This window comes from Altererythrobacter aquiaggeris (genome assembly GCF_037154015.1).
Classification (GTDB): Bacteria; Pseudomonadota; Alphaproteobacteria; order Sphingomonadales; family Sphingomonadaceae; genus Aestuarierythrobacter; species Aestuarierythrobacter aquiaggeris.
The window spans coordinates 191,861-217,604 of record NZ_JBANRL010000001.1 but is presented as its reverse complement, the minus strand read 5'-3'; the positions used below and the strand labels follow the sequence as shown (position 1 = coordinate 217,604).

The following is a 25,744-nucleotide window of genomic DNA, read 5'->3' as shown; positions in this document are numbered from 1 at the left end:
CCGTGCGGGCCTAGAATAAAGTAAATACATTGAGGGCAGGTGCGGCGCGCAGGAAATCGCGGAAGGCGCCTTTCAGGCTGGAAAAGCCCACAACCACCGTGTCTCCGCCGATGATCTGCGGATCGGGCGCCCTGCCGGTGCGAATATCCTCCAGATTGAAAACGGCGCCGAGCCTACTGCCATTTACTTTTCGAAACACGACGATTTCGTTCAGTTTAGCCACATCGGTCGGACTTCGGGCACGGGCCAGAGCGGACAACAAAGTGTCTTCCCGGTCAACCTCGTACACGCCAGGCTCTCGCACCTGGCCTTCGACAGTAACGTACCGCGCTGTGCGCTGCACCACCTGAACCACGACGCGCGGATCCCTGATGTAACGTGCCCCGAGCCGGTCGGTGATAACCTCGCTAAGCCCGACGGCGGTCAGGCCTTGCGCATCGATCTGTCCGATTAGCGGCAACTGGATGCTGCCTGCTTCATCAACCGGCACCTTCTCCAGACTCAATTCGGGCTCCTGAAATACCTGCACACTGATGACATCTCCGGCCGCCAACCGGTAAGGCAGCGGCGCGGTGTTCGTTGGTGCAGGAATTGTTTCGTACGCGGCAGTCCCGGCAGGCAGCGGTGGAGGCGCGCCCGCGCACGCTGCCAATATCGAAGCAGCCGCCAGGCAGATTACGAAACGAGCCAAAATTCGGTTCAAACAGCGCAGCTCCAAAAAATCGCAGAATCGCATTTTAGAATGTTTGCCTTGATGGGTTCTTGTGCGGAAACAGGCACGCGGCCGCGGTCGCCCCCAGGCAAGCAATCGACATGGATCGAAACGGGTAATCGACAATGGAATGCAAGGCTATCACCGTCAAGCTACCAACTGCGAAAAGCCACAGTCCAGACGCGTGCGATACCTCGCTTGACGGTGCAGAGAATGCCGGCTTGCCTGTCAAAGTCAGTCTAGCCAGCAAAGCCGCAATCACGCCCAGAACCAGCAGTCCGGGCAGCCCGCCTTCGAGCGTAAATTCCAACCAGTCGTTGTGCGCCCTGACCGGATAGCTGGGATCAACGGCTTCGAGGCGTTCGGCAGCAGTAAACATCGGGATGAAACTGCCCATCCCAGCGCCCGCCGGCCAAGTTTGGGTGACGGCAAACCAGGTGTCCGCCCACAGATCTGCGCGGCCCTCCGGTGTGCCGGAAAAACGGCCCAGGACTTTTGACACCGATGCCGGGCGCCAAAGGGCAACAATGGCAAACAGCGCACCGGTGCCCACAATCACCGCCGATATAATCCGGACCGGTATCCTACGTACCGCACCATGAAAGGCGATTAGGTGGATCGCGGCCGGCACCACAAGAAGTACGATGCCGGCTCTTGATCCGGTCAGAAAAATGCCCGTGCCCAGCAAGAGTGCGAACCCGCCGTGTAACAATCGGCCCGCTCGGTCGCCCAGCCGTAATGCCAGGGTCGCCCCAAGCGGCAGCAGAGCGCATAACCCGATCAGCAACAAAGTGGCTTGCGCGTTTCGGCTGGCCTGAAAGCCCACCAGAAAGCCCATATGCGTATGTTGGTACAGCCGCCATCCGCCGGCTTCGCCCGATGACATTTGCAGAGCGCCAAGCGCGACGGAAATGGCGGCCACTGCGGCAACCAAGCTGACAATCTGCCGGCGCTGGAATTGCTCGCAGCCAGCCAACCAAAGCATCAGAAAAACCGGCGGGACCATGGCCAGCAGCGATGCCAGCGTCCGGTCGGGCGTCATGCTTAGCGGTCGCCAGCTATCCTGCTCGCCAATCTGCGCCAATATGACCATCAGCGGTTCTCGGCCGGGCAACGCCTGCCAAATCGAAGGTGGCAGCGGCACAAGCTGCATGACCGGTAGCGCCAGAATCAGTATTGTGAGTAACCAGGCCATGCGCGGTACCCGATGGGTGCTCGCGCCCCCGCCTGCCGGACCGCGTAAATACGCGGCGATCAATGCCAGAAACGTTGCAGCATACAACAGTTGCAACAGTATTTCATTTCGCGGGTTTAATGTGCCGCCGCCGCCCAATATCATTGCAGACACAAGCAGCACTGCGGCCACCCAAACGCGGTAGGGGCCGTTCATCCGCTATCGATACCGCTTCAGGTTCCGATTTGCACTCGGCCCCTGGGCGAAGTGCACAGCAATCAACCGCCCGGGCTGTCCGGAACGGCGTTGTCATTGCCCAGCGCCGACACAATACCGACTACTGCCAACAAACCAGTGATTGCTGCCATGATGGTGCCACCGCCCTGAAGGAACGAATTGCCTGCATCCGCAGTGCCTGCACTTTTGCCGCAGGCGGCATCAGCTTCAAGCAAAACACCCCGCCTCGAGAAAATATCGCCTTTGAAACAATAATCCAGCGCATCGTCATTAATGATTTCAGCGCCCTCGGGCATGACCGGATGAACCACTACATCTTGCGGCAAAACTGCAGCAGACCGCGTTGCAGCTTGTGCCGAAGCAGAGACTATCAGCGCGCCCATCGCCAATGCAGTGCCAAAATTTTGAAACCGGTTCACGTTTTACATCCCTTTGAGATTGCTGGTAGGTAATAGCACCTAATCATTTAATTGTTTAGCCTCAATTCGCACGCACGCAGTGATGGTGTTCGCGGGGCCTAAAACGCTTTATCGTGATTGAGCACTTTTCCCGTTTTGAGGACGATTGTGAGGTCACGAAACAGGTTCCAGTCTGTGATGTACTCCAGATCAGCGTTCAACCTGTCTTGCAGGTCGCTTTCATACATCGTGGCGCCGCGAAAACCGCGAATCTGCGCCAGACCGGTGAGGCCCGGACGAAGGCGGTGCCGGTGCCAGTAAGTGTCATCCACTTCCCAAAACAGTTTCGATCCTGCTTGTGATCCCAAAGCATGCGGGCGCGGGCCCACTACGCTCATATCGCCCCACAACACGTTGAACAGCTGTGGCAATTCATCGATGCTCGTGCTTCGCATGAACCGGCCGACCCGCGTCACCCGGTCATCATCCGGACTTGCCGAACGAACGCCCGAGACATCGGTATTCTCGGCAAACATCGAACGGAATTTCAGCATTTCGAAAAACCGGTTGCCGCGTCCCAGTCGCCGCTGCACGAACAGGACCGGCCCGGGGCTGTCCAGCTTGATCGCAGCCGCGGCGATTAACATGATTGGCAATGTGATGACGATAGCGACTGCCGCAAATCCAACGTCGAACATACGCTTGAGAGCCCTCGCCCGAAGACCGAGCGGACCGCTTGAGACGATCAAGGAAACTTCCGAGCCGGCGCTTTCAATCCCGAGAGGCTGGATTTCCTGCAAATTTGTCGTGACCAGTTCGCCGCGCACACCGGCGGCGCGCATAACATATGCCCAGTTTATACGGTCCTCTGGCAGACAGCTGACGATAACCCTGTCCATGTTGACAAGATAGCGGCCCAGCTTGTCGAGGCTGTGCGGGTCGGCGCGGTCAGGGCGTAATTCCATGGCCGTCGCATCCAAATCGATTGCATGATCGATTACGACTGCCGGGCCTCCGGCATGGATGAGTAATACATTCCTGACGTTCGAATTCCAGATCTTGCCGACGAGGGTCGCCATCATCACACGGGCAGTGGCCATGAATAATGCGGTAAACAGCAGCGCCACCGTAAAAATGCCGCGCGAGAAGGTTGTCGTCGATTTGGTGTAAAATGTAATGAAGATCAGGAGAGCCGACGAAACCAGCAGCGCCAGAAAACCGCGCTGAATTGCAAACCGGCGATCCGTCAACACCTTGATCGAATAGGCACCCTGATAAAGCATGATGGTAAGAAACAGTGGCAAAAGAAGCTGGGCTGATAGCATCGCTATCGGTGCGGGCCACTGCCCGAGGTAAAGCCCTCCGGCCAGAAAAAAACCTGTGATCAGGCAAATGATGTCCGCGATCATCAGCCCGAGATAAAGCCGCAGCCTGCGCCGTTCCAGCGAGGGCGCGAGCGGGCGCGTATCCCGCATCGTCCATTCGGACGATGCTGCATCTCTGACAAATGTGACTGATGCGTTCATTGCCAGGCCTAAGTTACGGCACACGGGATTGCGTGTAACTACCTATATTGAGCGACAGTTAAATCATTGTTGACCATAAGTGAATCCCCTTATCGTCGGGACGCCGGCTACCCTTTGCCCCTGGCAGACCGCGCGATCCGGGCAAGCGCCTGCGCAAGCAGCAATTCGCCTGCAGCGCTATTGGCCAACAATTCACGGTGCAGCTCGATCATGCGCTCGATCAACAGTTCGAGTTTCTTGCCCTGCCACCGGCCAAGCTGGTTGGTAATGTCGCGCTGGTCTTTCCAGAAAATCCGGTGGGCCCGCTTCTCCGCATCAACCAGCCGTTCGGCATCGCGGCTGCTGCCAAGCTTTGCCGAAAGCTGCGCCAGCTGGGCAGTCCGGCGTTCGAAGGCCAGCAATAACCCGACCGGATTGAGCGATAAATCGCGCATCCGCTTCAGTTCGCCAGCCAGCTTTCCCGTTTCGCCCGACAAGACCGCATTTACGAGCGGCATGAAGCCGTCTTCTTCGGTTGTCGCGCCAATTGCTTCCAGTGCTTCGGCATCGGCATTGCGCGGAGATTGCTGCGAAGCATCCAAATATAGTGCCAACTTCGTGATTTCGCTTTGCGCCAACCGGACATCGAGCCCGGCACCGCGTGCGATGCGTTCGGCGATATCGCCGTTCAGCCGCAATCCGGCAGCATCGGCCATTGACCGGACAGCTGCCGAAACCGACCCCAAGTCGGGAGGCCAGAACATTGCGACCAACGCATCGTCTCGCTTCGCCAGCAATTTGGCGGTTCGCGACTTGTCTGTCGCAGAGGTAGCGACAACAAGGACAGGCGCTGCATCGCCCGCAAATTCATCTGTGTTATCGATCAGAATTTTGAGCGCGTCGTGAGCCTCCTCGCCGTTGGCGCGGACGTAGATATGCCGGCTGCCGCCAAACAGGGATGTAGAGCGCGCCTCGTCGCCAAGTAATACCGGATCTTTGCGAAGCGCCGCTCCTGAAAGTTCGATCCGCTCGCCCGGATGGTCCAGCAACTCCAGAACCTGCAATGCCGCAGCCGATGCGCCCGCTTCGTCAGGACCGCAAAAAAAGAAAATCCGGCACTGGCGGGCGGCCCTGCGCGCAACCGTTCTGAAATCCTTCTGGGTCGCCTTCATGGACCGATACCAGCCAGCCGGACTGCATCATTCATCTTTACGCAGTTCCAGCGCGAGCCGGGTAACAATCCGGTCAGCGATCTGTTCTGCAAGATTCTCGAGCGCCTTCTGTTCGGCTGCGATGGTCGCAAACTCGCTCGATACGACATCGATTCCGGCATCGGACCCTGCAGTCGCATCGATGACAATACTCTCGCTCGCCAATTCAACCAGTTGGTAGCGCGCGCGCAAAGTGCGCCGCTCCCTGCCGATCGTATCGTCATTTATCAAGCCCAGCCCTTCGAGCTTGTCATCGAGGCGGACATCCAGCCGGTATTTGGGAATGACGGTGTTTGTGCCTGATTCGGCCAGCCGGTCGTTCAAGGCATTTCTTACCAGCCAACCTGCGCGCCCCTGGATCGCCGGAACCTCCACTGCGGCAAGCCCCTGTGCAACCGCGCCGCTACCGCCACCTGCATACATCGGTTGTAAGCCGCAGCCTGCCAGTCCCGCGCCGGCAATCAACAGCATCAAAGGCGCAGACCATTTCATATTACGAGATTGACCAACCTGTCCGGCACCACGATTACCTTGCGAATTTCTGCTCCATCCAGACTACGCTGCACCTTCTCGCTTGCGAGTGCAAGCGCTTCGACTTCGTCTTTCGGCATACCTTTCGGCACGGTTAAAGTGTCGCGCAATTTACCTTTGACCTGAACCGCAATCGTGACTTCGTCATCGACCAGCAGGGCTTCGTTCACGGCCGGCCACGATGCAGCAGCGATCAATTGCTGATTACCCATTTTCGCCCATGCTTCCTCGCCAAGATGCGGCATCATCGGAGCAACGAGCAGTAGCAAATCCCGGGTCGCAGCGTTCCGGCTGGCCGAAGCCGAAGCCTTTTCGATGGCGCCGGTAAGCTCATAGATCCGAGCGACCGCCTTATTGAAGGAAAGCGCTTCGATATCGTCAGCAACCGCAGCGACGGCTTTAGCGGCGGCGCGGTCGATCGCGTTATCTTCGCCGGCAGCAGCCGGATCAAACTGGTCGAACAGCCGCCACAACCGTTGGACGAACCGCCAGCAGCCTTCGATACCCGCCTCGGACCAAGGCAAATCACGCTCCGGCGGGCTGTCGCTCAACATGAACCAGCGCACGGCATCGGCCCCGTATTCGGCCACAATCTCATCGGGATCGACGGTGTTTTTCTTTGACTTGGACATCTTGATGATGCGGCCGATTTCAACCGGACCCTTATCGGTTTTCAAGATGGCTCTATCACTGCGCCGCTCCACCTCGGGGGGCGCAAAATACATCCGTTGGCCAGTAACGGGGTCGCGCCGCGAATAGGTTTCGTGCGTCACCATCCCTTGCGTAAACAGGCTGGAAAAAGGTTCGGTAAAGTCGATCAGCCCGATATGGTGCAATGCGCGGGTCCAGAACCGCGCATACAGCAGGTGCAGGATGGCGTGTTCGATACCGCCAATATACTGTTCGACAGGCAGCCATTTGGCGAGCTCGTCGCGGTCAAACGGTTGATCGATAGGTTGGCTGGCGAAGCGCAGAAAGTACCACGAACTGTTGATGAAAGTGTCGAGCGTGTCAGTTTCGCGAAGGGCCTTTCCGCCGCATTCGGGGCAAGCGACATGCTTCCAAGTCGGATGCCGTTCAAGCGGATTACCCGGTGATGTAAAGTCCACATCTTCCGGCAACGTCACGGGAAGCTGGTGCTTGGGGACGGCGACCACACCGCAAGCATCGCAGTGGACAAACGGGATCGGCGTGCCCCAATAACGCTGACGCGAAACGCCCCAGTCGCGCAACCGCCAGACAGTTTTGCCCGTCCCCCAGCCCTGTTCCGTGGCCAGATCGATTACGCGGATGCCCGCAGACGCCGTGTCCATGCCGTCAAGAAACCGGGAATTGACGATTACACCGTCGCCGGATTCGGCCTGCGCGCCGAATGGCATGGCAGCGTCAGCGGCATTGCTGGCAACAACGCGCATGATCGGAAGCTTGTATTTGGTCGCAAATTCAAAGTCGCGCTGATCGTGGCCCGGCACGCCCATGACAGCGCCCGTGCCGTATTCCATCAACACAAAATTGGCAATATAGACCGGTAGATCGATGTCGCTGGCGAGCGGGTGTACCGCGCGCAGGCCGGTGTCGAAGCCAAGCTTTTCTGCCGTATCCAGTTCTGCAGCGGTTGTGCCGCCAGCCCGGCATTTTTCAATGAACGCCTGCGCGTCCGACGAATTCGCAGCGACAGCGCGCGCAATGGGATGATCGGCCGCAACAGCAATGAAACTGGCCCCGAAAATCGTATCCGCACGCGTTGTGTAAACGTCTATTTGCCCGTCAAAGTTGGCACCTCCGAAATGGAATTGCAGCCCCTGGCTCTTGCCGATCCAGTTTTCCTGCATCAGCCGGACTTTGTCGGGCCAGTTTTCCAGATCGCCCAGACCTTCAAGCAAATCATCCGCAAATTCGGTAATCTTGAGGAACCACTGGTTGAGTTTGCGCTTTTCGACATCCGCGCCGCTTCGCCAACCCTTGCCGTCAATAACCTGCTCGTTGGCGAGCACGGTCTGATCGACCGGGTCCCAGTTGACGGTGCTTTCCTTGCGGTACACCAACCCGGCAGCATACAAGTCGGCGAACAAGGCTTGTTCATGGCCGTAATATTCAGGGTCGCAAGTCGCTAACTCGCGGCTCCAGTCAAGCGCGAAACCAAGCCGCTTCAGCTGCGCTTTCATGTTGGCGATATTTTCGCGCGTCCAACTGCCCGGGTGCACGCCTTTTTCCATCGCCGCATTTTCGGCCGGCATTCCGAACGCATCCCAGCCCATGGGATGCAGCACTTCGTGCCCGCGCATCCGGCGGTATCGCGCCAGCACATCACCCATAGTGTAATTGCGCACATGCCCGATATGGATGCGTCCGCTGGGGTAAGGGAACATCTCGAGCACGTAGCTCTTGGGTTTGTCGCTATCGCTATCCGCGGCGAAGCATTGGGCATCGTCCCATGCGCGCTGCCAGCGCCCGTCGGATTGCGACGGATCGAATTTGCTATCAGTCATGTAAATGCCCTTTGGGGCGATGGATCAGCGGGATCAACCCGAAACGGAAGAGCGGCGCAGCGCCCGCGCTTTTGTCAGAATGATGTCTTCCAGCTTCTGGACCGTTGCAGCCTGCACCGGCGCATCGACCCACGCACCGCCCTGGGCGACTTGACGGCTGGCAGCGACGCGCAAAGCATCCGCGCGCAAATCCTGATCAAGAATTGTGATCGTCATTTTCACGCGTTCAGCCGGATTTGCCGGATTGGCGTACCAGTCGGTGACAATAACTCCGCCGGCACTGTCAGCCTGCAGAAGCGGAGCAAACGAAACCGCGTCGAGCGATGCACGCCACAGATAGGAATTTACGCCGATTGTTGTAACTTTGGAAGCCGCAAGGTCAGCCTGGGGCCTCTCGTTTCCGCCGCCGCATGCGGACAGTCCAGCCAGCGCAGCGCCGAGGATCAGCGTGCGTGTCCACTTTGCGGAAAAAGTCGAAAAATTACTTGTGACCATCATGGAGTGTCCGTTCCGTCCGTATTTTATTGTGCGCCGACGACTATATCGCAGTGCCGGTTCAAACGCTCTCTATAACCCCGCACCCGCTCGCGGCAAGACAAAGGGTATCAATCGTCGCGCCACCTTTCTTGCACCTCGAACGGGTGAATAACCGCTTAACCCGCAGCCCTGGTCATGCGTTTCTGTGGACTGGGTGCAACAGTTTGCAAAAACCCGACATGCGCGCGAGCGTCGTCTATGGCCAACTTGCTGTCATAAAATTATCAACAGGCGTATACAAAGTGTTGCCGAGTCGTTTTTTCGTGCGACTCAGGAACAGTTCAGGCACGTGAGTGTCATCATATACGGCACCCCGGATGACCGGGGCGATTATCAGGGGCCTTGGCTAAATGACCATGACCGGCACATCAGCGAAACGTAGCGGCATTGCCGCGCGGCTTCTGCTTGCCGGTTCATTGCTTGGCTTGGCGCTCCCTTCTGCCGGCCTCGCGCTTGGCGATAACGGAGCCGTCGTCAGTTTCGCCAAAACGGGCATGGCCTCTTTCACACCGGCAGGTGTGGATGCTGAACTTGCGCGCCGCGTTGCAAGCCGGTTCGACGGGGCCGGAAAAATGCGTTTCACTCCGGCAGGGTCGCCTTCCAAGCGCGTCCAGTCCTCCACCGTTGCAGTGCGGGTCGATTCCGAAACAGCGCGCGCTATTTCCGTACGCAGCGCAGTCAAGATTGCCAGCACAGAAGTAGGCAGCGGACAGCCGATCAGCAAGATTCGGATCGCGCCAACCCGTTACAATCTGGGCGCATCGCGCGGTTATGAAAGCTTCGCCAAACCATTCACCATTGGCAGCCAGATTGCCGATGTCCAAATGCCTGATCTGGCCAGTTTCAAGCCGGGCAAGGGAACGGCCCCCAAAAAGCCGGGCCGGTTTGACGCGAATATCGAACTTGAACGCGAACGCACTGTCGGCCGTTCGCCCAGCACCCTTCAGGGTATTGGCGATCAGGCGGTCGATGTCAGCGGCAGTTTCCGGGTTGCCAAGAACCTGAATCTGACCGCCGGTGTCAGGTTGTCGCAGGACCTCGACCGGATTGCGCCGCTCACCGACGCGACACAAGACGCGCAGGCAGTTTACGTAGGCACGCGCTTCAAATTCTGATCGCGCAGGTTCGCACCCTGCTTCCCCGAATAATGTAACTTGCCCCGCAGGTGGCCCGTGCGGGACACGAATGCACACATCCTGCTTTTGCAGCTTAAGCCCGCATGTCGTAGCGTCCGAATCATAATTTATAACGATTCGGAAGCGGGGGAGTACTTATGGCACGGGTAGCGATTGTTACGGGCGGGACACGAGGGATCGGCAAGGCTGTTTGCCTGATGTTGAAAGATCACGGGCATACGGTCGTTGCCAATTACGGCGGCAACGATGATGCGGCGCGAAAATTTACCCAAGAAACCGGGATTGCGGCATACAAATTCGATGTCGGAGACCACCAGTCGGTGTTGGATGGCTGCGCGCGGATCGCCGGCGAGTTCGGCGAGATAGATATCGTGGTCAACAACGCCGGGATCACCCGCGACGGCACACTCAACCAGATGAGCTATGAAGACTGGGACGAGGTGATGCGGATCAATCTTGGCGGCTGCTTCAATATGGCCAAGGCTTGCTTCCCCGGAATGAAAGAACGCGGCTGGGGCAGGATTGTGAACATAGGGTCGATCAACGGTCAGGCCGGGCAATACGGACAGGTCAATTATGCGGCCGCAAAATCAGGCATTCACGGATTTACCAAGGCATTGGCTCAGGAAGGTGCCAGATCGGGCGTCACAGTCAATGCGATCGCACCAGGCTATATCGACACTGACATGGTGGCTGCAGTGCCCGAACCTGTGCTGGAGAAAATCGTCGCGAAAATCCCGGTCGGACGGCTTGGTCAGGCGACAGAAATAGCCCGCGGCGTTGCATTTCTTGCATCGGAAGATGCCGCATTTGTCACAGGCTCGACAATGAGCATCAATGGCGGGCAGCATATGTATTGAGTATGGTCCGCAGATGACCACGCCCTATCACCCGCCGGTAAAACGTTCGGTAGAGATCGCCGGACACAAGACGTCGATCAGCCTTGAGCCTTTGTTTTGGCAAATGCTGAAAGAGGCCGCGCGGTCACGCGGCGTCCCGATCAACGCGCTGGTAGCCCGGATTGATGCGGAGCGGATTCAGGCAGCGACACCGCCGGGCCTAGCCAGTGCAATCCGTATCTGGATAGCTTGTGAAACCGGGACGGCAGACGGTTCGAACGCAGAGCCGGTTCCCTGACCTCTAATCCCCGACACGTTCGACATCGGCGCCCACCATCGCAAGTTTTTCTTCGAGCCGTTCGTAACCCCGATCAAGGTGATACAGGCGGTGAACCTGCGTTTCGCCCTTCGCAGCAAGCCCGGCGATTACCAGGCTCATCGACGCACGCAGATCGGTTGCCATCACTTCCGCTCCGTTCATCTCGTCAACGCCGTGCACGACCGCAGTGCGCCCCGTGGTTTCGATATTCGCGCCCATCCGGTTCAATTCGGGTACGTGCATGAACCTGTTTTCGAAAATCGTCTCGGTCAGCACGCTCGTACCTTCAGCCCGGCAAAGCATTGCCATCAGCTGGGCCTGCATATCGGTTGCCAGGCCGGGATAGGGTGCGGTCGAAAGGTTGATCGCCTTGAGTTTACCGTTTGCGCGGACATTGATGCCGTGTTTGTCCGATTCCACCTCGACTCCGGCATTGCGCAGCGAATGGATGGTGGCGCTCATGTCCCCCGCATTTGCCCCCTCCAGCCGGACTTCGCCGCCTGTAATCGCTGCCGCGCAGGCATAGGATCCCGCCTCGATCCGGTCAGGCAACACTTTATACGTCGCGCCGTTGAGCCGTTTGACACCGTGGATGACCAGTTCGGATGTACCGATACCCTCGATCTCTGCGCCCATCGCCACGAGCAAATTACACAGATCCACGATCTCGGGTTCGCGCGCAGCATTGCCCAGCCGCGATGTGCCGCTGGTCAGCGCGGCGGCCATGAGCACGTTTTCAGTCGCGCCAACCGATACCACGGGAAATTCATAATCGCCCCCGGTCAGCCCGCCGTCGGGCGCATGTGCCCGGACATAGCCTTCGGCGAGCTCGATTTCGGCGCCGATTGCCGCCAGCGCTTTCAAATGAAGGTCGATCGGCCGGTTGCCGATTGCGCAGCCGCCGGGAAGTGAAACGGTTGCCTCACCCGCACGCGCAAGCAGCGGGCCAAGAACCAGAATTGACGCGCGCATTTTGCGAACCAGATCATAGGGCGCGACGGTAGAGGTCAATCGCTGTGCATTAAACGTAACCACCCTCCCGAATTCCTGCGGCCGGTTGCCCGCAATCGATGTGCTCACGCCGAACTGCGTCATCAAATGTTGGAAACCGTCAATATCGGCCAGCCGGGGCAGATTGCGGAGCGTCAAAGGATCTTCGGTCAACAAAGCGCACGGTATCAGCGTAAGCGCGGAATTTTTTGCGCCACTGATCGGCAGCGTTCCAGACAGGCGGTTCCCGCCGCGAATGATGATTTTTTCCATGAGCAAGCGTTTAGCGGGAATCCTGCTGTCGTAAAGTGGACGGTTGACCCGGGCCTCGCCTCGCTTCAATTCGATCGGTTATGAACGCTCGTAAACCGATCCGCAAAGCCGTGTTCCCCGTTGCGGGCCTTGGCACCCGATTTCTTCCGGCGACCAAGGCGATTCCGAAGGAAATGCTGCCGATCGTCGACCGACCATTGATCCAATATGCCGTCGATGAGGCGCGCGAGGCCGGCATTGACCAACTGATCTTCGTCACCGGCCGGGGCAAGACCGCAATCGTCGAGCATTTTGACGTTGCATATGAACTTGAAGACATGATGGGGCAGCGGGGCAAGGATATGTCTGTGCTCGATCCGACCCGTGCGACACCGGGCGACATCATTACCGTGCGCCAACAGGTTCCGCTGGGCCTTGGCCATGCAATCTGGTGCGCCCGTGCAATCGTGGGTGACGAACCGTTTGCAATCATGCTGCCGGACGAATTGATGATCGGCGAACCTGGGTGCATGAAACAGATGGTCGATGCCTATAATCAAATCGGCGGTAATCTGATCAGCGTTCTCGAAGTATCCGAAGATGAGGTTTCAAATTACGGCGTAATCGAACCGGGCGCATCGAAGGGCGCTTTGACAGAAGTGAAGGGTCTGGTCGAAAAGCCGGCTGCCGTGGATGCGCCATCAAACAAAATTATTTCAGGCCGCTATATTCTCCAGCCTCAGGTGATGCGGACTTTGGAAAATCAGGGCAAGGGCGCAGGCGGCGAGATCCAGTTGACGGATGCCATGGCGCGGATGATTGGCGAACAACCGTTCCATGCTGTAACCTTCGCAGGTAATCGCTATGACTGCGGCAGCAAGCTGGGTTTTATCGAAGCGACATTGGCCTTGGCGCTCGACCGCGAAGACATTGGCGGCGATGTTCGCGCGATGGCCAAGCGGCTGTTGAGCCAGGATTCCCCCGGTTAGCGTTTACAAGACTGCTTCGCTGAAAATGCCTACGTCGCGTATTCGTCGCGCAATTTGCGTTTGTAGAGCTTGCCATTGGCCTCGCGGGGAAGCTCCGCACGAAAGTCGATCTGCCGCGGAATTTTGAGCCTTGCCAGCTTGCTGGCCAGATAATCGGTGAGTTCCTGTGCCAGCGCATCTCCGGCTTTTGTCATGTCGAGCGGCTGGACAACTGCCACGACCCGTTCACCCATGTCCGGGTCGGGTGCGCCGATGACCGCCGCATCCTGCACCTTATCATGCGCGATCAGCAGGTTTTCGATCTCTTGCGGATAGATGTTCACGCCGCCCGATATGATCATGTGGCTTTTGCGGTCAGTCAGATAGAGGAACCCGTCTTCGTCAACCCGTCCGATATCGCCCAGCGTGGTCCAGCCGTGCCGGTTCGTGGCCTCCTGCGTTTTTTCGGGATCGTTATGATACGCAAATTTCTGCTCCGACGCGAAATGGATCAATCCGGTTTCGCCAGCCGGCACATCATCACCGTTCGCGTCACAGATATGCAATTCACCAAAAATCGGGCGCCCCACGGTGCCGGGATGCGTGAGCCAGTCCTCGCTACCAACCATTGTCATGCCGTTACCTTCGCTTCCGGCATAATATTCCAGAATAATCGGGCCCCACCACTCGATCATCGCGCGCTTCACATCCGGCGGGCACGGGGCAGCCGCATGGATCGCACGCTTATGCGCCGACAGATCGTAATTTGACCGGACATCCTGCGGCAGTTTCAGCATCCGGACAAAATGGGTCGGCACCCACTGGGTTGTATCGACCTCGTACTGCTCCATCGCGGCAAGCGCGCCCTCCGGCTCGAATTTTTCCATCACCACCACGGTCCCGCCGAGCCGGTGGACAGTCGTTGCCCAGATCAGCGGCGCCGCATGGTATAACGGGCCTGGAGCCAGATAGACGCAGCTGCCATCTGCCGGAACGCCCATCATATGCGTCATGACCAGCGCAAGTGGCGGCATCGCCTGAACACCCGGATCCGCTGGTGGCGCGGGCCTGATACCTTTCGGTCTGCCGGTGGTGCCGGAACTGTACAGCATGACAACGCCGGCGCTTTGATCGTCAATCGGCTGGGCCGGTTGCGCGGCGATGGCTGCCGCGGCATCATCTTCACCGCCGCTGTCAAAAATCAGGAACCGGATATCCGGACTTTGCGCGCGCAGATCGCCGATCATGGCGGCGAACCGGGTTGACGTGACTATCATCTTCGCGCCGCTATCGCCCAGAATATAAGCGGTTTCCGCCGCGGTCAGATGGCTCGATACAGGAACCAGCGTGACACCAGACCGCTGCGCTCCCCAGAACATCGGAAAATATTCGATACGGTTTTCCAGATAGGCCGCAATAACATCACCATGCTGAAAGCCACTCGACCGCAAAAGCTGTGCGAAGCGATTGGCCTGTGCATCCAGTTCGCCATAGGTCAGGTGGTCCCCGCTCCCGGCCATGATAACCGCGACATGATCCGGTTTGTCTTTCGCATGCTGGATGGGGTGCATCGTTTTGCCTTTCCTTCTTGTCGCCGCATCATGGCCAACAGTCCGGCGAGCAGCTTAGGCAATCGATTAAACGCATCAAGGAAAAAGGCGGCAGGATCGCTCCCGCCGCCTAATCAAGACACCCTCTCCGATGTCAAAAGCTGTAAATCTTGTTGCTCGGCAGCTTAGTCGCCGCCGCGTCCGCCTTCACCCATTGCCAGAGCATAGGCCTGCTGGGCTTCGGTTTCCACCATGTAAGGAATAGGATTGACAGCCTCGCCGCCAACGCGGACTTCATAATGGAGGTGCGGGCCGGTAGATCGGCCGGTCGAACCGACATAGCCGATCAGATCACCTTTTTCGACCCGGCTGCCGGCTGATACGGCAATCTGCGAAAGATGCGCGTAACGCGTTTCGAGATCGGCGCCATGATCAAGTTTGATGAACTTTCCGTAGCTGCTGAACCATTCTGCCATTTCGACATAACCATCCGCAGTTGCGTAAACCGGTGTGCCGCTGGGGCTGGCGAGATCGACACCATTGTGCGAACGGCGTCCGCCAAGAACAGGGTGCGTGCGCATTCCGTATGAACTGGTCAGTTTGGTGTCATCTACCGGCATACGTGACGGGATAGAAACCTTTGCTGCCGGTGCGGCCTGACCTTCCTCGATCGCTTCCCAGCTTTGGAACAGACGGCGGAATTCCCTATCGCCGCGTGCCAGGGGTGCCGCTGCGCCGGTTGCCGATTGAATAGATGATTCGGCGGGAACGGCCGGTGCTTCGGCGATTGCCGGGCTGGCGCCCATTGCAACAAATCCAGCACCGAGCGCCATGATTGCGAAGTTGAAGCGGCTTTTCAGATTTTTAATATACAAAGTGACCCGTCCTTTTGATCTGGCGGAATTTCTTCCGCTCGACCCCCAAATTTGTCAGACCTTATTGATGCGAAATTACGCGAAAGCGGCCTGTTCAAATATTTTTTGAGACTTTTCGGAACCCCCCGACGTCTCATTGATTATGAGTTATGCGGGTAAATATTAATCAAGCAACAGCGGCGTAGAAGTCCCGCGACAAACCGGCTGCGAGACGGGCTGAGTCGTTGAATGGCGGCTTTATGGTGCCGCGAAAGTAACTTTTTACTAACGATTTCCACCGGTTTTCAGGCAATTCACCGGCTTTTCCACACAGCGCGATAAAGTGACTTGTACCGATTGCGACGTGGCGGATTTCGTCGTCAAGGATGCGTTCGAGAATTTTCGCGCCGTTTTCGTCCCCCGCTGCGCGAACCTTCGCCAGCATTGCAGGCGTCACATCCAACCCCCTTGCCTCCAGTACCATCGGGACAATGGCCAGCCGTGCAGCAACATCATGCGCGGTTTTTTCTGCCGCCTCCCACAATCCTGCATGGGCGGGCAGCGCACCGTAATAACTGCCCACGGTTTTCAGCTTCCGATCGAGAAGCGAAAAATGCATCGCTTCATCGGCGGCAACCGACAGAAAGTCGGTGACAAACTCCTCACCCATTTCAGCCCCGAAGCGCCCCGCCATATCCAGCGCCAGATCAATCGCGACGAATTCGATATGCGCCAACGCATGCCACAAGGCGATGCGCCCACGCTGTGTGCCATTACCCCGCCGCGGCAGTTCGCGCGCGTCCATCAGTTCCGGTCTATCGGGCCACGCGGGTTGATCGGGCATTACATTGGAGAATTCAAAAGCCAGCCGCCCCAATCGCCAATCACGCGCCACACGCCTTGCAGCCATCGCTTTTGCCTGCGGCTCGGCCGTCAAAAGGGAAGAGCTTATGGCAGCTGAGAGAGACGGTCGATCAGACATGAAAATTCAGAGGGCTTCGACTGCCTCGAGCACTTGTTCGGCGTGGCCCTTTACTTTGACCTTGCGCCAGACCTGCGCGATCTTTCCGTCAGCTCCGATCAAGAAGGTGCTGCGTTCCATCCCCATATATTCGCGGCCATACATTTTCTTCAGGACCCAGATACCTAAGGCATCGGCAAGGCCATCGTTTAACGGATCAGAAGCGAGCGGCGCCGAGAGTTCGTGCTTGGCGATAAACTTCGCGTGCTTCTTGGGCGGGTCCTTGCTCACGCCGAGCAATGCCACGCCGGCTTTGTCGAAATCGGCCCTAAGCGCGGAGAAATCCTTGTTCTCGGTGGTACAACCCGGCGTGTCGTCCTTAGGGTAGAAGAATAACACCAGCGGTTTGCCGGCAAAGTCCGAAGGTTTGACACTGCCGCCGCCCGGCGTTTCCATCGTCACATCGGGAACAGCATCGCCGATATCGGGGCGATCATTCATGGTCCAATCTCCAAAGTTGTGCCGAAAATTTCGGCCCAGGCTTGCACCACCCCATGCCGCGCCTCGAAGGCTGCTTGCAAGAGTGATGGATAATCTTTGTACTCGCACGCCCTTGCAAGTGCAGCCTGAGACGCTGGCGGCGGGTCCTGCGCATCGGGTGCCAGCAGCCGCACCGCGACCAGCATTCGCGTCATCAGGTCATATGATTGCCGCAATTCGTCAGGCAGCAGGCCTTCACGTGTCAAATGCCTGATCGCGGGCGCCAGATTGGCAGAAAACGCGGTCCTGTGTTTCAATTGCAGAAAATGGACCAGAAACTCGAAATCGATCAGCCCGCCGCGCAGTAATTTCATGTCAAGCGGGCCGCGCGGAGGTTTGTTCGCCGCCATCTCAGACCGCATTTGCAAGACGTCGCGATGTAGCTCGTCGCCGTCCCGTTCCATATTCAGCACGCCGGCTACAATTGCATCCAGTTTGGCGCGTGCCTCAGGCGGACCGGTCAGCGCGCGCGCACGGGTCAGCGCCATATGCTCCCATGTCCAGGCTTCCTTGCGCTGGTAACGGGCGAACGCATCCAGGCTGACTGCGAGCGGGCCCTGCGCGCCCTGGGGTCTGAGGCGCGTATCCACTTCATATAATGCACCCTCGGCGGTGGGAACGCTCAGCGCGGCGCTGACCCGCTGCGCCAGCCGGTTGAAATAAAGCGTCGCCCCCAGTGGCCGTTGACCATCGGATTCGGCAGAATGATCGCCGTCATAAAGGAAGATTACATCCAGATCGGAAGCATGGGTCAGCGAACCGCCGCCAAACCGTCCCAGCCCCACCACGATTAGCGACGCATCCTTTATGCGCCCATGGCGCTGTGCGAATTCTGCTTCGGCTGCCTGTGCGGCAACCTCCAGCGCGGCTTCCGCAGTGCGTGACAAGGCATCGCCAATGGCAAGCGGATCGTGTGCCGCCTCGATCAATTGCAATCCCAGCGCAAACCGCGTTTCTCCGGTCACAATCCTGATCCGGTCCAGCGCCCGCTCGTAATCATCACCATCTTCCCTGCGCGCCATACGGGCAGCGATTTCATGAACATTACCCGGCAAATCGAACGCTGTATTGTCGATCATGCGATCCAGCAGTTCTGGACGGCGGCCCAGTTCGTCAGCCAAAAGCGGCGAAAGCGTAAGCACCGAGACAAGTTGATCCAGCAATGCCGGGCGCGCTTCCAGCAGCCGGAACAGATTAACCGCACTGGGCAGTTTGATCAGCAGTGTCTCCCACCTCAGCAGCGCGCGGTCAGGATCGGGGGCGGCGGCAAATGCACTCAGCAGCGATGGCAGGACAGCCTCAAAGGCAGCGCGTGCAGCCTCGCTTCGCAATGCGCGAACCTTGCCTTCCCCCCAGCCCGCGATGCGTTTCGCCAGGTCTTGCGGATTATCGAAGCCAAGCTCCGCCAGATGCGGCGCAAGGCCGGAACTGCGCGGGGTGACAACCGCAGAAAATGTGGTTCCGGAATCTGCATCGACCAGCGAATCGAAGCGTGACCCGACTGCCTCGGTTATCGCATTCAGCTCGTCGATCAGCGCCTGACCATCGGCTAAGCCATCAAGCTGTGCGACCGAATCCAGCGCGGCCAAATCGTCAGGCAAGGCGTGGGTTTGCCGGTCCGCCACCATTTGAAGCCGGTGCTCTATTTCGCGCAGCCGGTCATACGAAGTGCCGAGCACCACAGCATCTTCGGCGCCGATCCGTTCAGCAGCCGCCAGCGCATCGAGCGCGGCGCGCGTTCCCTTCACCCGCAAAGACGGATCGCGTCCGCCATGGATAAGCTGGTGCGTCTGGGCGAAAAATTCGACCTCGCGGATGCCGCCGCGCCCGCGTTTCACATCGAAACCCGGACCTGGTTGGCCGGGGCCGGAATGGTTCGCCCTGATGCGGGTGGTCAGTCGCCTGATTTCCTCGATGGCACCGAAATCAAGGTTGCGCCGCCAAATGAACGAGCGGATCGCGGCGAGAAATTCCTCCCCCAGCGCAGTGTCGCCCGACGCCGGCCTCGCGCGGATGAACGCCGCGCGTTCCCATGCCAAAGCACTGGATTCGTAATGCGAGAGTGCTGCTGCAATCGAGAGCGCAGGCGGACTAACCTCCGATGCGGGCCGTAGCATCAGATCGACGCGAAAAACGTATCCCTCGGCAGTCTGGGCGGCCAGTGTCTGGACAATCTGGCGCGCGTAACGCTGCGCGGCCTCGCCCGGTTCGTCACGGTCACGGCGAGGCAGGGTTGCTGGATCATACAGTAGTATCGGATCAATGTCGGAACTGTAATTGAGCTCCCGCGCGCCATGCTTGCCAAGCGCAAGTGCAAAGAAGCCTTGCGGCTCCGCATCCGGCACCCGGCCCAAAATTGCAAAATTGATTGCACTGTCCAGTGCCCGATCGGCAAATCGTGACAATTCGGTTATGACCCTGGCCAGCGGGAATGCGCCCGCCAGATCGCCGATTGCCAATGCTGTCGCCAGCGCCAGTTTCTCGCGCCGCAATCCCGTCCCGATATCATCCACACCGGCGCCTGCCTGACGGGCCAGAGCCAATGCCGCTTCTCCCTCGCCATCCTCCAGCAGCCGCGCAAGATCCGCCTGCCTCGCCAATGCATCGCGCAAAAAGGGGGAATGCCTGTCCGCACGTTCAAGCGCATTTTGCCAACCGGTTGTCATCTGCGCTTCACTGCACCGCCGCGGCAATGCGGGCAAGGCCGAGCTTGCCCGTAAGCGCAGCGTCTGTCAGATTGGCGGCAATCATAATATTCCGAGAGAGAGCTTTCCATGATCCGTCATATTTTTGCCGCCGGGGCAGCCCTGTCGCTGGTCGCCTGTAACCAGCCCGGCGATGTCGCCAGCGCCCGGCTCGACATCCCTGAAGTCTCCGTGCCGCAAATCTCGCTTGAAACTATGAAGGCGGCAACCAGAGAGCTGTCGTCTGACGAATATGAAGGCCGGCTGCCCGGTACCGCTGGCGAAGAAAAAACGCTGGCCTATCTGGTCGCGCAATTCGAGGCCGCTGGCCTGCAACCTGGCAACGGTACCAGCTGGTTCCAGAATGTCCCGCTGGTCGAAGTTACCGGCAAGGATTTTGCGCCGCTGGCCGTGAAAGTCGGCGATCAGAGCATGGCATTGGCGTATAGCGATGACTGGGTCGGCGTATCGTACCGTGAAGTCCCGAACACCAAAATCGAAGACAGCGAAATCGTGTTCGTCGGTTACGGGATCAACGCACCTGAAAAAGGCTGGAACGATTACGAAGGGGTCGACATGAAGGGCAAGACTGCCCTGATCCTCGTCAATGACCCGGACTTTGATACCGAGGGGCTGGAAGGTCCGTTCAATGGCAAGGCGATGACCTATTACGGCCGCTGGACCTATAAATATGAAGAGGCTGCCCTTCAGGGCGCAACCGCTGCCATCATCGTGCATGATACAGCGCCGGCATCCTATGGCTGGAACGTTGTTTCTACCAGTTGGGCGGGCGGGCAGGGTTATGCCCAGCGCAGCGATGGCGGCGCCGATCAGACGGTCATGAACGGCTGGATCCAGAAGGGCGCAGCTGAAAAAATACTCGCCGCAGACGGGAAAGATCTGGCCAAATTATCGGCAGCAGCAAAGCTGAAGGGGTTCAGGGCAGTCCCGCTGAATGCCGCCATTTCAACCAGCTTCAGCAATGATATTCGCAGCTTCACGACCAAAAACTTCATTGCGATGCTGCCCGGTTCTTCAGCGCCCGACGAATATGTCCTGCACACCGCGCATTGGGACCATCTGGGCCGCTGCGCCATTGGCGAAGCTGACGAGATTTGTAACGGCGCGATCGATAACGCAACTGGCACCGCTGCGCTGATCGCGATGGCTCAGGCGCATGCGAAAGCGGGACCAACCCGCCGCACGCAGGTTTTCCTTGCAGTCACTGCCGAAGAACAGGGCCTGCTTGGTTCGGAATATTACAGCGCCAATCCGGTTTTCCCGCTCAACCAGACGGTCGGCGGTGTAAACCTGGATGCCTTGTCGCTGGCGGGGCCGGCGAAAGATGTGATTATCGTTGGTCCGGGCAAGTCGCAGCTCGACTCGTTTCTCGAAACTGCGCTGCTGGCTGAAGGGCGCATCGGAACGCCGAATCCGGCGCCCGAAGCTGGCTATTTCTATCGCAGCGACCATTTCAGCTTTGCCAAGCGCGGGCTGCCGATGCTCTATGTCGAAGGGGGTGAAGATCTGATTGCGGGCGGCCCCGAAGCGGGCAAAGCCTGGCAGGACGCATACCGCGAAAATGCCTATCACGCACCGGCCGACGAATTTAACGAAAACTGGGACTGGACGGGCGTCGCGCAAGATCTGCGCATCTATTACCGCCTTGGCCGGATGCTCGGCGACAGCACATCATGGCCCAACTGGAATGACGGCGACGAATTCCGCGCCTTGCGCAACCTGAGTTGCGCTGGCGAAGGTGGCTGCTGAACAGGTCTGACCGAAGGGCCCGCCCATGACCTATCTGATGCCGCCTGAATGGGCGAAGCAGGAGTGGCTGTGGATCGGCTTCCCGCACGATGCCGGCGAATGGCCAGGCTTTCTGGGCCGCGCACAGGAACAGATTGCAGCCTTTGCAAATGCCGTTGCTGACAGCGGGCAGGAAGTTCGCCTGCTGGTTCGCGGTGATGCCAATCACGCGCGTGCGCAGCAACTGGTTAGCGCTTCGGTGAAGCTGGAGCGGCGGGATTACGGGGATATCTGGCTGCGCGATACCGGCCCGCTGGTGTTAGCTGACGGGAAATTGCGCAAGGCGGCGCGGTTCGGTTTTAACGGCTGGGGCAATAAATATCTGATGGACGGCGACCAGACCATCGGGGCCGAACTGGCGCGTGATGCGGGTCTGGCCTTGGAGGTTTCCGACTGGGTTCTGGAAGGCGGCGCAATCGATGGTGACGGCACTGGCCTGGTCGTTTCCACCGAGCAGTGTCTGCTCAACCCCAATCGCAACCCTGCACTCTCCCGCGGTGATATCGAAGCGCGCCTGGAGCACGATCTCGGCTTTGACCGCGTCCTTTGGCTGGGGGATGGTCTGATCAATGACCATACCGACGGTCATGTCGATAATCTGGCGCGCTTTGTTGCGCCATCGGTTCTCGCCTTGCCGCGCGCCAGCGGCCGCGATGATCCCAACTCCGCTATCTACGCAGACGCAAAACAACGGGTAGCGGCGTTCGGAATGAAAGTTGCCGAAATCCCCTCGCCCGGGCGGATCGAGCGTGACGGTGTGGTCGAACCCGCAAGCTATGCGAACTTTGCGATCACCAGCAAACTGGTCGCTGTGCCGACATTTGGCAGCATTCATGATGCAGACGGCGTCGCCGCCATCGCAGCGCTGTTCCCCGAACGCGATGTGATTGGCCTGCCCGCCGATGCCGTTCTCGCTGGCGGCGGCGGTTTCCACTGCGCGAGCCAGCAAATGCCGGCAGCCAACCGTTAACTCTTTTTTAGGGCGGAACGGCCAAAATACCGCCATGGCAAAATCTGTAGCCCTTATCCGCGCAACGAGTTTCGATACTGCAGATATTCTGCGATCCGCCATCGTGACGACCTGCGCTGCCGTCCTGATTTTCGCAGGCAACGCGCTCCCTTTCTAGAATCAAAACAGTTTGACGAGCGCGGCAATTGCTGTGCCGCCCAAGACCGTCACGGTAAATGTCCGCCAAACCGGATCGCTGATTTTGCCGAATGCCAAAGCGCCCAGATAATTACCCGCCAACACTACCGGAAACAGCAATGCTCCCAGACCGGCCAGCCGCCATTCCATCACGCCAAGTGCAAGACCAGAACCGATCCCGGCGAGTGCGGCAATCGTGAAAATCAGCAACATCGATGCGCGCGCGATCTCTTTGGGAATGTCTCGACCGAGATAATACGGTACCACGGGTATGCCCGGCATCCCGGCAAATCCGGTGAACAAACCGCTCGACAGGCCGGTTGCCAAAGTGACACCAGCGCCGGGCAGGTCTGCTGGACGGCGCGGTAAAAGCACGACGAAAAATGCAGACAGGGCAGCGAGCGCGATGAGCAAGCGCGCCAGATCGGGCGGAGTGGCAGTGAGCGCAACAAGGCCAACCGGCGTTGCCAAAACCACCAATGCAGCGACCTTCAGCGCCGATTTTTCCGCTTCGCGCAGCAACCGGCGAATTTCACTGAGCCCAATCAGCACAGCGACGACGTTGGTTGCCAGCACCGCTTCGACCGGCGTGATTGCCAGCGCAAGCACCGGCACCAAAAGGATGGCCAGACCAAATCCGGCCAGCCCGCGAATAAATGCGGCGGCCAGTGTTGCGGCAAGCGCGATCGCGATCTGGCCGGGCCCGAAACCCGCGAGCAGTTCCAACTGGTCAGGAACCGCGCAAATCGGGCGCCAAGGCGTTCTGTGTGAGCATTTCGACCGCGTCGTCCAGCGTCAATATCTGTTGATCCTTGTCGCCCAGCGTTCTGATCGCAACCTTGCCTTCGTCCGCCTCGCGCATTCCCACGACCAGCAAATGCGGGACTTTGGCCAGGCTGTGTTCGCGCACCTTGTAATTGATTTTCTCGTTTCGCATGTCCGTTTCGACACGGATGCCAGCGGCTCGCAGCTTTGCAGCGACTTCTCCGCCATAAGCATCGGCATCGGAAACGATTGTGGCAACGACGGCCTGCACCGGCGCCAGCCAAAGCGGCAATTTGCCTGCGTAGTTTTCGATCAGAATGCCGATAAACCGCTCGTAAGAACCAAAGATCGCGCGGTGCAACATGACGGGGCGGTGCTTGCCGCCATCCTCGCCAATATAGGCTGCGTCCAGCCGTTCGGGCAGGACCCGGTCGGACTGGATCGTGCCGACTTGCCACGTGCGGCCAATCGCGTCGGTCAGATGCCATTCCAGCTTGGGTGCATAGAACGCGCCTTCACCCGGAAGTTCTTCCCAGCCGAACTCCTCGGTCGCCATGCCCGCTTCTTTCACTGCATTGCGCAGCTCTTCCTCGGCCTTGTCCCAATCGGCATCGCTGCCGAAGCGTTCGTCTGGCCGCGTTGCGAGTTTGACGGCGAATTTTTCGAAACCCAGTTCCTTATAGACACGCCCGGCCAACTCGCAGAAGCGGCGAACCTCCTCGACAACCTGATCTTCGGTGCAGAAGATATGGCCATCGTCCTGCGTGAACTGGCGCACGCGCATCAAACCGTGCAGCGCGCCGTGCGGCTCGTTACGGTGGCAGCAGCCCATTTCGCCCATGCGCAGCGGCAGGTCGCGGTAAGATGTGATGCCCTGTTTGAAGATCAGCACATGCGCCGGGCAGTTCATCGGCTTCACAGCCATCCAGTCCGCCTCGCCGCTGATTACCGGGCCATCATCTTCGGTGTTGGGCACTTCGTCAGGGATCACGAACATATTTTCGCGGTATTTGCCCCAGTGGCCCGATTGCTCCCACTGGCGGGCATCCATGATCTGCGGCGTTTTGACTTCCTGATAATCGGCAGCATCCATTGCGCGCCGCATATAGGCTTCCAGCTCGCGCCAGATTTTATATCCCTTGGGATGCCAGAATACGCTGCCGTGAGCCTCTTCCTGCAAATGGAACAGGTCCATCTCGCGGCCCAGCCGGCGGTGGTCGCGCTTGGCAGCTTCTTCCAGCCGCATCAAATGCTGGTTAAGCTGTTTCTTGTTCAACCATCCGGTGCCGTAAATGCGCGTCAGCTGCTGGTTCCGCTGATCGCCGCGCCAATAGGCTCCGGCAACGCGCATCAGTTTGAAAGCCTGCGGGTCCAGCTTTCCCGTGCTTGCCAGATGCGGGCCGCGGCACATATCCATCCATGCGCCCGGTTCGCCTTCTTCACCCGACCAGTAAACCGTCAGTTCTTCGCCTTCGGGCAATTCGGCGGCCCATTCGGCCTTGAATGTTTCGCCGTCGTCAGACCATTTCTTGATCAGGTCCGCGCGGCTCCACGCCTCGCGCCGCAGCGGCTTGTCCGCGCCAATAATCTCACGCATTTTTTCTTCGATGGCGGGCAGGTCATCCATCGAAAACGGCTCGCGGCCGGCAGGCGCCATGACATCGTAATAAAACCCGTCATCGGTCGAAGGCCCAAACGTAATCTGCGTGCCTGGCCACAATGCCTGAACCGCTTCCGCCAGAACATGGGCAAAATCGTGCCGGGCCAGTTCGAGCGCATCATCCTCATCGCGGCTGGTGACCAGCGCAAGCTCTGCGTCACCTTCGAACGGGCGCATGATGTCGCGCAATTCGCCGTTTACCCGCGCAGCTATCGCGGCTTTGGCAAGGCCCGGGCCAATCGCGGCGGCGATATCCGCGGGGGTCGAGCCTTGGGGCACCTCGCGCACAGAACCGTCCGGCAGGCTGATTTTCAAAAGTTCGCTCATTGGTCTCGTCTCGATTGTTCCGGCGCGCCATGGCAGAAACAGCGGCGCACCGGAAGGGCGGCGTCAGTTTTGCTGATCGGTTCGAGAGGTGACGCCAGCCATCCGAACCGCTTGGGACCCGGGGCAGGCGGAAGCGGCAGCTATCAGGC

General features: G+C 58.8%; 22 protein-coding genes. 6 read left to right on the top strand and 16 right to left on the bottom strand.

What is annotated here, in order from left to right; genetic code table 11:
• Positions 1-10 precede the first annotated feature (10 nt).
• From WFP06_RS01110 to WFP06_RS01075, 8 genes are all read right to left on the bottom strand, one after another.
• Positions 11-691, bottom strand: a complete 681-nt coding sequence (locus WFP06_RS01110; protein WP_336985421.1) for a polysaccharide biosynthesis/export family protein — start codon at positions 689-691, stop codon at positions 11-13.
• A gap of 46 nt (positions 692-737) precedes the next feature.
• Complete coding sequence (locus WFP06_RS01105; protein WP_336985420.1) at positions 738-2,102, bottom strand: O-antigen ligase family protein; 1,365 nt, start codon at positions 2,100-2,102, stop codon at positions 738-740.
• A 62-nt stretch (positions 2,103-2,164) separates the two neighbouring features.
• Positions 2,165-2,542, bottom strand: a complete 378-nt coding sequence (locus tag WFP06_RS01100; protein ID WP_336985419.1) for a hypothetical protein — start codon at positions 2,540-2,542, stop codon at positions 2,165-2,167.
• Positions 2,543-2,640: 98 nt separating this feature from the next.
• Entirely contained in the window at positions 2,641-4,047 is a 1,407-nt protein-coding gene (locus tag WFP06_RS01095; RefSeq protein WP_336985418.1) for a sugar transferase, read from the bottom strand.
• Positions 4,048-4,154: 107 nt separating this feature from the next.
• Positions 4,155-5,198, bottom strand: coding sequence for a DNA polymerase III subunit delta (gene holA, locus WFP06_RS01090; RefSeq protein WP_336985417.1), 1,044 nt, complete (start codon positions 5,196-5,198; stop codon positions 4,155-4,157).
• 27 nt (positions 5,199-5,225) lie between these two features.
• Entirely contained in the window at positions 5,226-5,708 is a 483-nt protein-coding gene (lptE, locus tag WFP06_RS01085) for an LPS assembly lipoprotein LptE (RefSeq protein ID WP_336985416.1), read from the bottom strand.
• A 17-nt stretch (positions 5,709-5,725) separates the two neighbouring features.
• Positions 5,726-8,257, bottom strand: coding sequence for a leucine--tRNA ligase (gene leuS / locus WFP06_RS01080; protein ID WP_336985415.1), 2,532 nt, complete (start codon positions 8,255-8,257; stop codon positions 5,726-5,728).
• A gap of 33 nt (positions 8,258-8,290) precedes the next feature.
• Positions 8,291-8,755: a DUF3576 domain-containing protein gene (locus WFP06_RS01075; RefSeq protein WP_336985414.1), complete on the bottom strand. Its 465-nt coding sequence runs from the start codon at positions 8,753-8,755 to the stop codon at positions 8,291-8,293.
• Positions 8,756-9,144: 389 nt separating this feature from the next.
• On the opposite strand from WFP06_RS01075, the gene WFP06_RS01070 reads away from it, so the two are divergent.
• The 3 genes from WFP06_RS01070 to WFP06_RS01060 all read left to right on the top strand — a co-directional run bounded on the left by WFP06_RS01070 (position 9,145) and on the right by WFP06_RS01060 (position 11,067).
• Positions 9,145-9,909 carry a hypothetical protein gene (locus tag WFP06_RS01070; RefSeq protein WP_336985413.1) on the top strand — a complete coding sequence of 255 codons (765 nt, stop codon included), beginning with the start codon at positions 9,145-9,147 and terminating at the stop codon, positions 9,907-9,909.
• A 158-nt stretch (positions 9,910-10,067) separates the two neighbouring features.
• Complete coding sequence (gene phbB / locus WFP06_RS01065; protein ID WP_336985412.1) at positions 10,068-10,790, top strand: acetoacetyl-CoA reductase; 723 nt, start codon at positions 10,068-10,070, stop codon at positions 10,788-10,790.
• Between the two features lie 13 nt (positions 10,791-10,803).
• The gene (locus WFP06_RS01060) at positions 10,804-11,067 is read left to right on the top strand and encodes a ribbon-helix-helix domain-containing protein (protein ID WP_336985411.1); all 264 of its coding nucleotides are present in this window, start codon (positions 10,804-10,806) and stop codon (positions 11,065-11,067) included.
• 3 nt (positions 11,068-11,070) lie between these two features.
• On the opposite strand, the gene murA is transcribed toward WFP06_RS01060, so the two are convergent.
• Positions 11,071-12,351, bottom strand: a complete 1,281-nt coding sequence (murA, locus tag WFP06_RS01055) for a UDP-N-acetylglucosamine 1-carboxyvinyltransferase (protein WP_336985410.1) — start codon at positions 12,349-12,351, stop codon at positions 11,071-11,073.
• Between the two features lie 80 nt (positions 12,352-12,431).
• On the opposite strand from murA, the gene galU reads away from it, so the two are divergent.
• Complete coding sequence (gene galU, locus WFP06_RS01050) at positions 12,432-13,319, top strand: UTP--glucose-1-phosphate uridylyltransferase GalU (RefSeq protein ID WP_336985409.1); 888 nt, start codon at positions 12,432-12,434, stop codon at positions 13,317-13,319.
• A gap of 29 nt (positions 13,320-13,348) precedes the next feature.
• Here the strand turns inward: galU and WFP06_RS01045 are convergent, their stop codons facing one another.
• The 5 genes from WFP06_RS01045 to WFP06_RS01025 all read right to left on the bottom strand — a co-directional run bounded on the left by WFP06_RS01045 (position 13,349) and on the right by WFP06_RS01025 (position 19,869).
• Positions 13,349-14,869, bottom strand: coding sequence for an acyl-CoA synthetase (locus WFP06_RS01045; RefSeq protein ID WP_336985408.1), 1,521 nt, complete (start codon positions 14,867-14,869; stop codon positions 13,349-13,351).
• Positions 14,870-15,033: 164 nt separating this feature from the next.
• Positions 15,034-15,723, bottom strand: coding sequence for a M23 family metallopeptidase (locus WFP06_RS01040; protein WP_336985407.1), 690 nt, complete (start codon positions 15,721-15,723; stop codon positions 15,034-15,036).
• Between the two features lie 166 nt (positions 15,724-15,889).
• Positions 15,890-16,684 (bottom strand): ferritin-like domain-containing protein, encoded by a 795-nt coding sequence (locus WFP06_RS01035; RefSeq protein WP_336985406.1) that lies wholly within the window; start codon positions 16,682-16,684, stop codon positions 15,890-15,892.
• A 6-nt stretch (positions 16,685-16,690) separates the two neighbouring features.
• Positions 16,691-17,164, bottom strand: a complete 474-nt coding sequence (locus WFP06_RS01030) for a peroxiredoxin (protein ID WP_336985405.1) — start codon at positions 17,162-17,164, stop codon at positions 16,691-16,693.
• Entirely contained in the window at positions 17,161-19,869 is a 2,709-nt protein-coding gene (locus WFP06_RS01025; protein WP_336985404.1) for a bifunctional [glutamine synthetase] adenylyltransferase/[glutamine synthetase]-adenylyl-L-tyrosine phosphorylase, read from the bottom strand. Before WFP06_RS01025 ends, WFP06_RS01030 begins: the two co-directional genes overlap by 4 nt.
• Positions 19,870-19,977: 108 nt before the next feature.
• Here WFP06_RS01025 and WFP06_RS01020 point away from each other — a divergent pair, with 108 nt between their 5' ends.
• Complete coding sequence (locus WFP06_RS01020; RefSeq protein ID WP_336985403.1) at positions 19,978-21,657, top strand: M28 family metallopeptidase; 1,680 nt, start codon at positions 19,978-19,980, stop codon at positions 21,655-21,657.
• Positions 21,658-21,682: 25 nt separating this feature from the next.
• The gene (locus tag WFP06_RS01015) at positions 21,683-22,666 is read left to right on the top strand and encodes an agmatine deiminase family protein (protein WP_336985402.1); all 984 of its coding nucleotides are present in this window, start codon (positions 21,683-21,685) and stop codon (positions 22,664-22,666) included.
• 159 nt (positions 22,667-22,825) lie between these two features.
• Here the strand turns inward: WFP06_RS01015 and WFP06_RS01010 are convergent, their stop codons facing one another.
• The gene (locus WFP06_RS01010; protein ID WP_336985401.1) at positions 22,826-23,569 is read right to left on the bottom strand and encodes a sulfite exporter TauE/SafE family protein; all 744 of its coding nucleotides are present in this window, start codon (positions 23,567-23,569) and stop codon (positions 22,826-22,828) included.
• 4 nt (positions 23,570-23,573) lie between these two features.
• The gene (gene thrS / locus WFP06_RS01005; protein ID WP_336985400.1) at positions 23,574-25,595 is read right to left on the bottom strand and encodes a threonine--tRNA ligase; all 2,022 of its coding nucleotides are present in this window, start codon (positions 25,593-25,595) and stop codon (positions 23,574-23,576) included.
• Between the last annotated feature and the right edge of the window lie 149 nt (positions 25,596-25,744).